The following is a 13,101-nucleotide window of genomic DNA, read 5'->3' as shown; positions in this document are numbered from 1 at the left end:
TAGTCTTTAATTTTTCGTAATCATGACGTGAATGTCGCGGATGAGGGTATTGGGTGTGGGCTATGGAAGGGCCCGATGACGGTCGAACAGGGCGGTCGCTCAGGATGGTCAGTCAGAGCAGTCAGTCCGGGCGGTAAGTCAGGGCGGTAAGTCAGGGCGGTAAGTCAGGGCGGTCAGTCCGGGGGGATAGACAGGCGCTGGCAAGGGGCGGTTCGGGGTGGTGGAAGAAGGGAAAAGCGAAGCCATCGTCAAGCTGTCATAGGGTGCTGATTGACTACACTGAGGACGGCCCTGGCGGGGGTCACTTTTCGGTGCGAAAAGCCGTGGCATGAGCTGGCAAATGTGGTTAGCATGCGCCGTCCGGTAGTAGGGTAGGGGCATGTCTCGAGGACGTGCCCTGTGGGCGAGGCGCCAAGCACCTCAACCGGGCCCATTAAGCGAGTCCACGTCACGGGTCGGGCCCGCTGGCTTGCTCGGAGGAGCGAGTCAGGGAGTCTGTCGAGAAGGGCTGCTCAACAGGTCTATCCATCCTCTCTATTGTCTGTGGATGGATCGTTGTATTCAGGCGGGAGCGTATCAACATGTCGAAAGTGATCATCATTGGTGCCGGCGGTGTCGGCAGTGTCGTCGCCCACAAGTGTGCCCAGCTGGACTCGGTGTTTACCGATATCCTGTTGGCCAGTCGCACCGAGTCCAAGTGCAAGGCTATCGCCGAGCAGCTGCCGCGCCCCATCCGCACGGCCCAGGTCGATGCCGACAACGTGGCTGAACTGACGGCGTTGCTCGAGGCAGAAAAGCCCGAGCTGGTCATCAATGTCGCCCTGCCTTATCAGGACCTGAGCATCATGGATGCCTGCCTGGCAGCGGGTGTTCACTACCTCGACACGGCCAATTACGAACCCCTTGATACCGCCAAGTTCGAGTACAAGTGGCAGTGGGCCTATCAGGAGCGCTTCCAGCAGGCGGGGCTGACGGCTCTGCTGGGCAGCGGCTTCGATCCGGGCGCCACCAACATGTTCACCGCCTATCTCGCCAAGCACTATTTCGACGAGATCGAAGAGCTGGACATCATCGATGTCAATGGCGGCGATCATGGTTATCCCTTCGCCACCAACTTCAACCCGGAGATCAACATCCGGGAGGTCAGTGCCGAGTGTCGTCACTATGAGAATGGCGAGTTCGTCACTACCCCGCCGATGTCCAAGATGGCGCGTTTCAGCTGCCCTGAAGAGGTCGGTGACTACAACATCTACCGTCTCTATCACGAGGAGCTTGAGTCGCTCTCGAAGCACTTCCCGAGCCTAAAGCGGGCTCAGTTCTGGATGAGCTTTGGTGACAGCTATCTCAAGCACCTTGAAGTGCTGAAGAACGTCGGTATGACGGGGATCGAGCCGGTCGACTATAACGGCCAGGAAATTGTGCCTATCCAGTTCCTTGCCAAGCTGCTGCCCGACCCTTCCACCCTGGGACCGCGCACCAAGGGCAAGACCTGCATCGGCACCGTCGTCCGCGGCAAGAAGGACGGCCAGGAAAAGGTCATGTACCTGTATAACATCTGTGACCACGAGGCTTGCTATGCCGAAGTCCAGTCCCAGGCCATTTCCTACACGACCGGTGTGCCTGCGATGATTGGCGCCAAGATGATCCTCGAGGGTCACTGGAAGCGTCCCGGTGTGTGGAACATGGAACAGTGCGATCCGGATCCGTTCATGGCCGACATGAATGCCTACGGTCTGCCGTGGAAAGTGGTCGAGCTGGATCCCTCCTTCCGTCTTGACGTACAGAAGGGCGAGGACCTGTAAGGCGTGGAGATCCTTCAGTTCACGGATATCTCGCGGCTCGATACCCGCGCGCTGCCCTCTCCCTGCTATGTGGTGGATGAGGTGGCGGTGGAGCGCAACCTGCGGATTCTCGCCGAGGTGGCCGACGCCAGCGGGGCCAAGGTGCTGTCAGCGCTCAAGGCCTTCAGCATGTGGCATTTCGCGCCGCTGGTGTCGCGCTACCTGAGCGGCACCTGTGCCAGTGGTCTGCATGAAGCCCTGCTGGGCCATGAGCACTACGAAGGCGAAGTGCATGTCTTTGGTGCTGCCTACAGCGAGGCCGATCTGATCGAGATCCTGAAGATCGCTGATCATGTGGTGTTCAACAGCTGCGCGCAGTGGCAGCGCGCGCAGCCGCTGGTGCAGGCAGCGCTGGAGCAGCGGCCTGGGATCAAGTTCGGCTTGCGCATCAATCCGGAGCACTCCGAGGGCGATGTGCCGATCTATGATCCCTGTGCTCCCGGCTCGCGTCTGGGTATTGTGCTGTCGGAGCTGGATGAAGCGACCCTGGATGGCATCACCGGTCTGCATTTTCACACCCTGTGCGAGCAGGATTTCCCGCCGCTTGAGCGAACGCTGGCGGCGGTGGAAGAGCGCTTCGGCCACCTGCTTGGTCGCATGGAGTGGGTGAACTTCGGTGGTGGCCACCACATCACCCGGCCCGACTACCAGCGCGACGACCTGGTGCGCTGCATTCGCGCTTTCGCAGAGCGTCACCAGGTTCAGGTTTACCTTGAGCCAGGAGAAGCGGTGGCGATTGGGTCCGGCGTGCTGGTCACCACGGTACTGGATACCACCTTCAATACTCTCGATCAGGCGATTCTCGATACCTCTGCCACCTGTCACATGCCGGACGTGCTGGAAATGCCCTATCGGCCTGGTCTGCTGGGGGCAGGGGAGCCTGGTGAGCGGGCTCACACCTATCGTTTGGGAGGCTTGACCTGCCTGGCCGGTGATGTGATCGGTGACTACAGCTTCGATGCCCCTCTCGAGATAGGGCAGAAACTGGTGTTCAAGGACATGGCGCACTACACCATGGTCAAGACCACCACCTTCAATGGCACGCGTCTGCCGGCCATCGCGGTGTGGAACTCGGACACCGGAGCCCTGCAGGTCATCCGCGAGTTTGGCTACCAGGACTTCCGCGAACGCCTGTCCTGAGGTTCAAACAGGAAAGGCTGAGCTGGCGATGCTGAGTTGACGACGTAAGCTGCGCCGTCTCGATCGCAGCGTCGTCGCTCCACATGACGCCCGCCCCGTTCGGCAAGACCGAGCGGGGCGGGCGTTTTCTGTTGGCGCCTTGATGGCCAGCTAGGCTAGGGTGGCTATCAAGAGGGACCGCCTAGAAACCTTCGAGCACGACCTTGCCCTTGGCCCGGCCGCTCTCGATCAGGGCATGGGCACGTTTGAGGTTGGCGGCATTGATGGTGCCAAAGGACTCAGTAGCGGTGGAGCGAAGGTGCCCGGTATCGATCAGGTGCGCCACCTTGGCGAGAATTTCTCCCTGGCGGGCGATGTCGGCGGTGGAAAACAGCGGGCGGGTGAACATCAGCTCCCAGTGGATGGACACCGCCTTGGGCTTGAACGGCACCACGTCGAGGGAGGCCGGATCGTCGATCAAGCCAAAGCGACCCTGGGGCGCAATCAGTTCTGCTATCTGGGGCGCGTAGCCCTCTGAGGCATTGGTCGAGAACACAAAAGCGGGAGCACCGAGGCCAAGGGCATCGATCTGTGCCGGCAGCGGTTGATGGTGATCGACGACATGGTGGGCCCCCAGCTCCTTCACCCACTCCTGGGTCTCTGGCCGTGACGCCGTGGCAATGACGGTGTAGTCGGTCAGTGCGCGCAGCAGCTGGATAGTGATCGAGCCGACGCCGCCGGCCCCGCCGATGACCAGCACTGCGCGAGCGGCGCCGGGGACCGGGTCGTTGATCTTGAGCCGATCAAACAGCATCTCAAAGGCGGTCAGAGCGGTGAGGGGCAGGGCAGCGGCGGCCGCGTTGTCGATGGAGCCGGGTGCCTTGCTGACGATGCGTGCGTCCACCAGGTGGTACTCACTGTTCGTGCCCGGGCGAGAAATATCCCCGGCGTACCACACTCGGTCGCCCACTTGGACAGAGGTTGCCTTGTCGCCGACAGCCACCACCTCTCCGACGGCATCCCAGCCGATCACCGCGGCCAGGCCTTGCTCGGGCGCTCGTGACTGGCGGATTTTGACGTCGACGGGATTGACCGAAACGGCCTCGACCTTGACCAGCACGTCGTGCCCGCTGGCCTGAGGCACCTCTTGCGCGAGATCCACCAGGGCGTCGTCGCGATCGATGGGGCCTGGGGCGTAGTAACCGATAGCTTTCATGGGATCTCCATGGCAGTAGGGATTGGGATATGAGCAATACCTTAGCCTGCTATGGATATTCCGAACACCGTCAAACGCTAAACACTCTTTTCGGGATGTAAGGACAATCGACGCAACGACAGTCTGGCGGTGCCCCCTGCTTCACGACGTGAGAAGCAGGGGGCATCTTGGCATTGCGGCGGCCCCGATCGGCACGGTGGCCGGGAGATGCGATCAGTCGATCAACCCCTGGTCGGCGAGAAACTGCTCGGCGACGGTTTCCACGACGTCGCGGTTGACGTCCACCTGCTCGTTGAGCCGCGTCATGACGTCATCGTCTAGCGTGGCGGCAAGTGCATTCAGCTGGGCCGCCAGCTCCGGGTGGGTGTCCAGCGCTTCCTGGCGCACCACGGGGGTCATGGCATAGGGCGGGAAGAAGCCCTTGTCGTCTTCGAGAATGCGCAGGTCGAAGGCCGACACTCGTCCATCGGTAGTCGTGACCATGGCGATGTCGACCTGGTCGTCTCTGAGAGCGGTATAGGTCAGGCCCGTATCCATGCGCTTGATATCGGAGCGGTCGAACTGAAAGCCGTAGATGTCCTGCATCGGACGCAGTCCATCGGGGCGCGCATAGAATTCGGCATTGGAGGCAAACAGCAGCTCTTCGCCTGCGTTGATCGCCGACGCCATGTCCGAAATGCTGGTGATGTCCATGGCCTCGGCATCGGCCTCACGCATGGCGATGGCATAGGTGTTGTTGACGCCGGAAGGCTCAAGCCAGGCCAGCCCCTTGTCGGCGTCCAGCGCCTTGACGCGATCATAGGTCGCCTGGGCGTCCAGCTTTTCGTCAACGCCATTGAAGACGATCAGCGAGGTGCCGGTGTACTCCCAGTAGACGTCCACCTGGCCGTTTTCCTGTGCCTGCCGCAGCACCGCGGATCCCATGCCGGCGCGTTTGTCCACGTCGTAACCCAGATGCTCCAGGTACTGGGCGGTCATGCTCGAGATGATCTGCTGTTCGGTGAAGTTCTTGCCGCCGACCACGATCTCATCGTCGGCCTGGGCGGTGGCGGTCAGGAGGGCGAACAGGCCCGTGGTAATTGTTGTTTTAGCGAAGTGTTGTAACGGCATTCTGACGTCCGGCTGGAAATTGAGCCTTGATTCTAGCCCAAGTCGACAGGCTGCCAAGGGACTGGGTACGAGTCTTCGCAATGGGGGCGATTGCCGATGTAAATGCCTGGCGCGCCGAGACATCGCTACCATGATGTGGCACATCTGCCTACGGAAGGCCTTATGGAAATTGAAGCGTTCATCAACCGCTATCGGCAGGGACTCTGCGGACTCCAAGGGATGCCCCCCGTTGACGCCCGGCGTGGCTACGAGCGTCTGTGCCAGAGCTTTCAGCTGAACAGTGCCACCATCGCCGACGAGGCCACCACCATTGCCGGGGTGCCGGTGACCAGGCTGTGGCCCCGGGACGGCCCGCGCCAGGGCGGTGGCGTTGTAGTGTACGCCCATGGTGGCGGCTGGACGCTGGGGTCCAGCCGCAGCCACCGTGGCGTCGCTGAAGCCCTGGTGCAGGCCCTGAGCCGGGAAGTGGTCAGCGTTGACTACCGCCTGTTGCCCGAGTCGTCCTACAGTGACGCTCTATCGGACGTGCTCGGCGTGTGGCAGGCCTGTGATCCTGTCGCCGCGGTGGGGGACAGCGCTGGAGGTCGGCTGGTTCTGGATGCGGCGGCGACACTGGCTCGGGAGGGCGCCGGCGTGCCGCCGCTGGGGTTGATCTATCCGGTGGTCGGCACGCCACAGGCGTCTCTCTTGGGGGCAGACGCGCCGCTGCTGAGCCGCGATGACGTCCTGGCGTTGTGGACGATGGTCGCGGCAACGGTTCCCGCCCATGATGGGTACCTGCCGCCATCGCAGCATATGCATGTGCTGGCGGCCGAGTATGATCCGCTGACGGCAATGATAGAAGGCGCCGTAGCGCAATGGTCCCGCACCTCGGCGCAGGTATCGCTGGACGTCGCTGACGGCATGGTGCACAGCGCGTTGCATGGCCTTCCCTGGCTGCCGTCCCTGCAGCTGGCCTGGGGGCGTTTCTGCTCCAGGCTCGGTGAATCCATCGAGGCCGACGGGAGCGGCAGTTAGGGAGCGCTAGCGGGAGCCGGAGGCTTCAGCTCGGAAGAGTTCAAGCGATATGTTGAGCAGCACATCGCTGAGCGACGCTGTAACGGAATTCTCGGTGCCGTGGCGGGCTTTATCGAGTGAGGTGTCGTTTACCTGCTTCCCTGGGCTAAGGGCCGTGGCTACACTTGGGCCCCTTGTGCCAGTAAAAGGATCCCTCATGGTCAGCAAGCGGCCTGGTTACGCCAGAATCAAGGAGCATTTGCTATCTCATATCGAAGAAGGGACCTTTTCTGCTGGCGATCGCATTCCCGCCGAAAATGCGCTCGCTCGGGAGTTCGGTGTCAGCCGGATGACCGCCAACAAGGCCATCAGGGACCTGGTGCAGAGCGGTCTGCTGGTCAGACGCGTCGGCTCTGGCACCTATGTCAGCCAGCGCAAGTCCGAGTCGTCCCTGTTCGATATTCGCAATATTGCTGACGAAATTCGCTCGCGAGGTGGCGAGCACTCCAGTGACATCATCGCGCTCGAGGAGGTGGAGGCGTCTGAGGAGGTGGCGGTCTTCCTTGGCGTGAAGACTGGGACCATGGTGTTCTACTCCGAGATTCTGCATCGGGAAGATGGCGTGGCCATTCAGCTCGAGCGACGCCACGTCAATCCTCGACTGGCACCGGACTACCTCAAGCACGATTTCACGCGGCAGACCCCAAACGCCATCCTGGTCGCGCGCTACCCCGTCACCGACGTGGAAAACAGCGTCGAAGCGATCAATCCGACGGCTGAAGAAACGCGTCTACTCGAGATCCCGCCTCATCAGGCCTGCCTGCTGGTCGTGCGTCGTACCTGGTCAGGAGAGCTTCTTATCAGCTATACCCAGCTTCTCCATCCTGGACATCGCTACAAGCTGAACACCTCCCGCCACGGTTGATGGCACGGCCAAACCTTTGATGCTGCTCTGCGCTGCGTCCTCATCCGCCGTGCCGATTGTCCCGCCATGCGGTCGCTTCACGCTCGCCCTTCACGGGTAGCGTCCAGGTGATGGCGTCTCGGTACAGAATGGGTCGGTGCATCAAGATGTATATACCAATTTGTGCCTGCCAAGCCATCTTCGCCTGTTCTTCCTTTGACTTTAGTCTACTTTTAGCCCCTGCCTGAATATTGGGTTTGATATTAAAAACAAGGATTTCTTTACTTTTTTGCGAGTTGGCAAAATATTGTCGCTGTGCCTCAGGCTTTTATGACGACCAAGATATGTATATACATATTGTGTGGCTCGTCGAGATCGTCGTGCCACGTCTCAATAACAAGACGCTGGAGGACTGGCACGATGAAGCCATTGGAAGGGGTCACCATTCTTGATCTGTCGAGGGTGCTGGCGGGGCCCTATTGCACCGCGATGCTGGCGGACCTGGGGGCGGACGTCATCAAGGTCGAGTCGGGCCATGGTGATGACAGTCGTCACATTGCGCCCTATGTCCAGGGGGAAAGCCTGTACTTCTCGATGCTCAATCGCGGCAAGAAGAGTGTATGTCTGGACCTCAAGGATGCCACCGATCGCGAGCGTTTCTTCACTTTATGCGAAGGGGCGGACGTACTGGTGGAAAACTTCCGTCCGGGCGTGACCGAGCGCCTGGGTATTGACGAGAAGAGTCTGGGTGAGCGCTTTCCGTCGCTGATCTACTGCTCGATCTCGGGCTTTGGTCAGACGGGCAGCATGCGGTCAAAGCCCGCCTACGACATCATTGCGCAAGCACTGTCGGGACTGATGGCTGCCACCGGTCCCGAGGGAGGACACCCCACGCGGATTGGCGAATCGCTGGGAGATGTCTGTGCTGGCATGTTTGCGAGCTGGTCAATCTGTGCCGCCCTGTTTGCACGGGAGCGGGATGGAGAACGCCTTGGCTGTCACCTTGACGTGTCGATGCTCGATTGTCTGTTTGCCATGCAGGTCACCAATCTGGCGCAGTTCATCGCTGGTGGCCCCACGCCTGCGCCTATCGGCAACCGTCATCCGCTGTCCGCTCCGTTCGATAGCTTCGAGGCCAGCGATGGCCAGGTGATTATCGCCGTCATCAATAACCCGCTGTTTGCCCGCCTTGCCGAGTGCATGGAAGCCCCTGAGCTGTTGACCGATCCGCGCTTCGCCAATGACGAGCAGCGTTGCATCCATCAGGCCGCACTCAAGGCCGAGATCGAACGCTGGACACGTCACTACTCGGTGAAAGACGTCTGTTCGCGTCTAGATGAAGCAGGGGTTCCCGCTTCCCCCATCTGGGACATTGCCCAGCTTGCCGAATCACAGCATGCCGAGGATCGCCAGCTGTTACTCGACATGGGGCAGTGGAAGTCCCCCGCCCAGCCGGTTTTCTTCAATGGTCAGCGGGTCGTCTGCCATCGCCCCGCGCCGACGCTCGGTCAGCACACCGTGGACCTCGATCAGGAGATTGACGCATGAACTTTACCTTCAATGAAGACGATATCGCGTTTCAGGATGCCGCCCATCGCGTCTGCGCCGATGTGCTGAAGACCCATGCAGCCCGTTACGACGAGACCCGGGAATTCTGCCAGGAGAGCCTGCGTGCCCTGGGCGAGTTGGGCTTCTGGAGCATGAACCTGCCTTCCGAGTACGGTGGTGTCGATATCTCCAGTATTGGCATGTCCCTGGCAGTGGAAGAAATTGCCTACCACTGTGCGGCGACCTGCTCGTCGCTGACGGCGCACTTTCTCGCCACCGACTCGGTACTGATCGGTGCCTCCGAGGCACAGCGGCAGGAGCTGCTGCCGCTGTGCGCAAGCGGGGAGAAACTCGGCGCCTTCGCGCTGACCGAACCCGGTGCCGGTTCCAACCCCGCCGAGATGCGAACCCGCGCGGTGCACACCGCTGACGGCTGGCATCTGACTGGCACCAAGCACTACATCACCAATGGCGCCTTCGCCGATTTCCTGGTGGTCTACGCCAAGACCGACCCTGACCAGGGACATCGCGGTATCTCGGCCTTCCTGGTAGATCGTCATACGCCCGGGATCAGCTTCTCCAGCCCAGAAAAGACCCTTGGTCTGCGCGGCAGCCACATCTACGAGATCGGCTTTGACTGTGTGCTTCCCGATGACGCCCTGATGGGGGAGGAGGGCGCGGGATTCGCGACCGCCATGGAAGTGCTGGACCGAGGACGTGTCGAAGTGGCGGCGATGAGCGTGGGGATTGCCCGGGCTGCCTATGACGCCTCCATCGCCTGGTCGAAGGAGCGCATCATCGCAGGCAAGCCGCTGGGCCGCCACCAGGGCATTCAGTGGATGTTGGCCGAGATGCATGCCCAGTTGGAGGCGGCACGGCTGGTCACCTACAAGGCTGCGGATGCACGCGATTCCGGGCAGCGCTTCAGCCTAGAGTCCGCGGTAGCCAAACTGGTGGCGTCCGAGGCTGCGGCCAAGGTGACCGATGCCGCGGTGCAGGTACATGGCGGGTATGGCTACATCAGCGATCTGCCGATCGAGCGCTATTACCGCGATGCGCGCATCACGCGGATCTTCGAGGGCACCTCGGAAATCCAGAAGATCATCATCGGTCGGGCCATCACGGCGTAACACCCGAACAAGGAGATATCACCATGAAAATCCTCGTCGCGGTGAAACGCGTCATCGATTACAACGTCAAGATCCGGGTCAAACCGGACCACTCCGATGTTGATCTCAGCAACGTCAAGATGGCCTTGAATCCCTTCTGTGAAATTGCGGTGGAAGAGGCCGTTCGTCTCAAGGAAGCGGGAGTCGCCAGTGAGGTCGTGGTGGCAAGCATTGGGCCTCAGGCGGTCCAAGAGCAGTTACGTACCGCACTGGCGCTGGGAGCCGACAGAGCCATCCACGTCGATGCCCCGGCGTCGCTTGATGCGTTGGTCATCGCCAAGCTGCTGCAGGCGGTGGTCGCAGCGGAAAAACCTGGTCTGGTGCTCCTGGGCAAGCAAGCGATCGACTCGGACAACAATCAGACCGGGCAGATGCTGGCTGCGCTGATGGGCGTGCCCCAGGGCACCTTTGCCTCCCAGCTGAGCATTAAGGACGATGCGCTGCGGGTCACCCGTGAGATCGATGGTGGGCTTGAGACACTGGAGCTGACGCTGCCGGCGGTCATCACTGCGGATCTGCGCCTGAATGAGCCGCGCTACGCCAAGCTTCCGGACATCATGAAGGCCAAGAAGAAGCCGCTGGATCGCTGGACGCCGGAGGAGCTGGAGGTGGTCGTGACGGCTCACCAGCGGCTGCTCAAGGTAGAGCCCCCCGCCGAGCGACAGGGAGGCATCAAGGTGAGCTCGGTCAGCGAGCTCGTGGAGCGACTCAGAAACGACGCCAAGGTGATCTCATGAAGCTACTCGTACTGGCCGAACATCATCAGGGACAACTCGCTGCGGCCACCGCCAAGGTGGTGGCTGCCGCCAGGCAGATCGCGGACTGCCAGCAGGACGCCAACGCCGAGATCGACGTTCTGGTAGCAGGCCTTCAGGTCACTGAAGTGGCGCAAGACGCTGCCGGCATCGAGGGCGTGAGTCGGGTCCTGTTGGCAGATTCATCCGTCCTTGACCATCAGCTCGCCGAGCCTATGGGCGAGCTACTTGTCACCCTTGCCGACGGCTATACCCACGTGCTGGCAGCGGCCTCGACCACGGGCAAGAACGTGTTGCCGCGTTTGGCGGCGCTCAAGGACGTGGCACAGCTTTCAGAGATCGTGGCGGTGATAGACGAGGACACGTTCAAGCGGCCGATCTATGCAGGCAATGCCATTGCCACTGTCCAGAGCCTGGACCCCATCAAGGTCATCACCGTCAGGGTCACCGCCTTTGAGGCAGCGGGCAAACGCGACCAGACCGCCCCAGTGTCGGTGCTGCCTGTCACGGCTCATAACGAGCACTCGCTCTTCGTCAGTGAGTCCCAGGCCGCCAGTGACCGGCCGGAGCTGGGCTCGGCCAGGGTCGTGATTTCCGGCGGTCGTGGAATGGGGAGTGGCGATAACTTCGCTCTGCTCGACGGTATCGCCGACGCCCTTGGCGGGGCCATTGGTGCCTCGCGGGCCGCGGTCGACGCCGGCTATGTGGCCAACGACCTGCAGGTGGGGCAGACCGGCAAGATCGTCGCGCCTGAGCTCTATATCGCCGTCGGCATCAGTGGGGCGATCCAGCACCTGGCGGGAATGAAGGATTCCAAGGTCATCGTGGCCATCAACAAGGACGAGGAGGCGCCGATCTTTCAGGTGGCCGACTACGGCCTGGTGGCCGATCTGTTCCAGGCCTTGCCGGAGTTGGAAAGCGCTTTGCAACGCCGCTAGACAGGCTGCGTAGACGACGCAGACACCAAGCGACGGGCCGGAGGATTGTCGTCCGGCCCTGTCACGGGCGCATGCCGTGACGCCTTTCGATTGCCAGCCTCCACTGGAGACACAACATGAATAATCCCAAGGTGGCATCCACATCATCTAGCGCTGGACTGATCTCGCTGGCAGGCAGCTTGATCGGTCTGGGCATCTTCTTTCTACCGCTTCCTGACGGTGACGGACAGATGACCATCCCCCTGGTCATCATGATCAACCTGCTGAAGCAGACCCTGGGGGGAGCGCTGAATTTCATCACGCTTGGACTGATCGTACTGCTGTGTGTGACATGGCTGATGTCACGTATTTCCGGGCATGAAGGACTCCGGCGTTATCATCGTCAGGACGGCACCATGACCGGCATCACCTTCCTGCTGGCGGCGGTGTTCGCTGGGCTGCTGGCGTTTGGAGTCGGCCCACAGTGGCTTTTGCATGAGGACGTCGGCGGGCTTGCCTTGTACCTTGGCGGCAGCGTCTTCCTGACCGTGACCATCGCCGGCTTCTTTGTCATCTTCCTGACCGAGTTCGGCTTTCTGGAGTTCGTCGGCACGCTGATGGAACCCTTGATGCGCCCCCTCTATCGCTTGCCTGGAAAGTCTGCGGTGGATGCGGTGGCGTCTTTCGTGGCGGCACCCGCGGTGGGCATCTTCATCACCAACAAGCTGTACATGGAAGGCCACTATACCGAGCGTGAATCTGCGGCCATTGCTACCAACTTCAGCATCTGCAGCCTGGGCTTCTTTGCCTTGCTGGCCTCCATTGGTGGCATCATGGCGTATCTGCCCCACATGATCCTGGTGTCCTTTGTCATCAACTTCACCGTGGCGGCGTTGATGGTCAGGATTCCGCCGCTGTCGCGCAAGCGCGATGTCTACTTCGCGGGTAACTCGCAGACGGCTGAAGATCTTCGGAGCACCAGTGACACCCCTATTATCGCTCGTGCCTGTGCCGCGGCAGCCGAGCGCGCCGCACAGACCCGTCTGGATGTGTTCTACAAGGGGTTTTGGGAAGCCATTACCTTCGCCCAGAAAATCGTCGCCTACATTCTGGCCATCGCCACACTGGCGCTGCTGCTGGCCACCTATACGCCTGCCTTCGACATGCTTGGCAGCGTGGTCGAGCCGCTGATTTCAGCGCTGCAACTGCCAGATGCCAGCGCCATTGCGCCTACCGTACTGGTGGCGATCGCCGAGATTGCTCTACCGGCCATCATCATCTCTGGTGCAGAGGTCGACCCGATGGCGGTGTTCTTTGTCTGCACGCTGTCGACGGTGCAGATCATCTTCTTCACCGAAAGTGCCAATGCCATGCTCGAGTCCAAGATTCCGCTGACCGTGCTGGATCTGGTCGTCGTGTTTCTGTTGCGTACCCTGGTGGCCTTGCCGATGGTGGCGCTGGCCACTCACCTGTTGTTCTAAGCCTGGTCTTCTAGGTCCTGCGTCTCGCCGGACCTTGGTCTCTCT

11 protein-coding genes are annotated in these 13,101 nt (G+C 61.1%); 9 read left to right on the top strand and 2 right to left on the bottom strand.

Annotation, left to right across the window (positions count from 1 at the left end; translation table 11 throughout):
* The first annotated feature begins 581 nt into the window (after positions 1-581).
* Positions 582-1,802: a saccharopine dehydrogenase family protein gene (locus KUV72_RS19135; RefSeq protein WP_222164309.1), complete on the top strand. Its 1,221-nt coding sequence runs from the start codon at positions 582-584 to the stop codon at positions 1,800-1,802.
* A gap of 3 nt (positions 1,803-1,805) precedes the next feature.
* The gene (gene nspC / locus KUV72_RS19130; protein ID WP_224852000.1) at positions 1,806-2,981 is read left to right on the top strand and encodes a carboxynorspermidine decarboxylase; all 1,176 of its coding nucleotides are present in this window, start codon (positions 1,806-1,808) and stop codon (positions 2,979-2,981) included.
* Positions 2,982-3,162: 181 nt separating this feature from the next.
* Here the strand turns inward: nspC and KUV72_RS19125 are convergent, their stop codons facing one another.
* Both KUV72_RS19125 and KUV72_RS19120 read right to left on the bottom strand, forming a co-directional pair.
* The gene (locus tag KUV72_RS19125) at positions 3,163-4,176 is read right to left on the bottom strand and encodes a zinc-binding alcohol dehydrogenase family protein (protein ID WP_222239446.1); all 1,014 of its coding nucleotides are present in this window, start codon (positions 4,174-4,176) and stop codon (positions 3,163-3,165) included.
* Positions 4,177-4,389: 213 nt separating this feature from the next.
* Positions 4,390-5,286 (bottom strand): glycine betaine ABC transporter substrate-binding protein, encoded by an 897-nt coding sequence (locus KUV72_RS19120; RefSeq protein WP_222239445.1) that lies wholly within the window; start codon positions 5,284-5,286, stop codon positions 4,390-4,392.
* Positions 5,287-5,448: 162 nt separating this feature from the next.
* On the opposite strand from KUV72_RS19120, the gene KUV72_RS19115 reads away from it, so the two are divergent.
* The 7 genes from KUV72_RS19115 (at position 5,449) to KUV72_RS19085 (ending at position 13,056) form a co-directional block, all read left to right on the top strand.
* Positions 5,449-6,303, top strand: coding sequence for an alpha/beta hydrolase fold domain-containing protein (locus KUV72_RS19115; protein WP_222239444.1), 855 nt, complete (start codon positions 5,449-5,451; stop codon positions 6,301-6,303).
* 196 nt (positions 6,304-6,499) lie between these two features.
* Positions 6,500-7,207, top strand: coding sequence for a histidine utilization repressor (gene hutC, locus KUV72_RS19110; protein ID WP_222239443.1), 708 nt, complete (start codon positions 6,500-6,502; stop codon positions 7,205-7,207).
* A gap of 399 nt (positions 7,208-7,606) precedes the next feature.
* Complete coding sequence (locus tag KUV72_RS19105; RefSeq protein WP_222164304.1) at positions 7,607-8,734, top strand: CaiB/BaiF CoA transferase family protein; 1,128 nt, start codon at positions 7,607-7,609, stop codon at positions 8,732-8,734.
* Positions 8,731-9,864: an acyl-CoA dehydrogenase family protein gene (locus tag KUV72_RS19100; protein WP_222239442.1), complete on the top strand. Its 1,134-nt coding sequence runs from the start codon at positions 8,731-8,733 to the stop codon at positions 9,862-9,864. Before KUV72_RS19105 ends, KUV72_RS19100 begins: the two co-directional genes overlap by 4 nt.
* A gap of 23 nt (positions 9,865-9,887) precedes the next feature.
* A complete protein-coding gene (locus KUV72_RS19095) occupies positions 9,888-10,640 on the top strand; it encodes an electron transfer flavoprotein subunit beta/FixA family protein (RefSeq protein ID WP_222239441.1) in 753 nt (250 codons plus the stop codon).
* Complete coding sequence (locus KUV72_RS19090) at positions 10,637-11,596, top strand: electron transfer flavoprotein subunit alpha/FixB family protein (protein ID WP_222239440.1); 960 nt, start codon at positions 10,637-10,639, stop codon at positions 11,594-11,596. Before KUV72_RS19095 ends, KUV72_RS19090 begins: the two co-directional genes overlap by 4 nt.
* A 116-nt stretch (positions 11,597-11,712) precedes the next feature.
* Entirely contained in the window at positions 11,713-13,056 is a 1,344-nt protein-coding gene (locus KUV72_RS19085) for a YjiH family protein (protein WP_222239439.1), read from the top strand.
* Positions 13,057-13,101: the final 45 nt, after the last annotated feature.

The sequence above is a fragment of the Halomonas sp. DP4Y7-1 genome (assembly GCF_019800705.1).
In the GTDB taxonomy this organism is placed as follows: Bacteria; Pseudomonadota; Gammaproteobacteria; order Pseudomonadales; family Halomonadaceae; genus Halomonas; species Halomonas litopenaei_A.
This window is presented reverse-complemented; position numbering and strand designations above follow the sequence as displayed.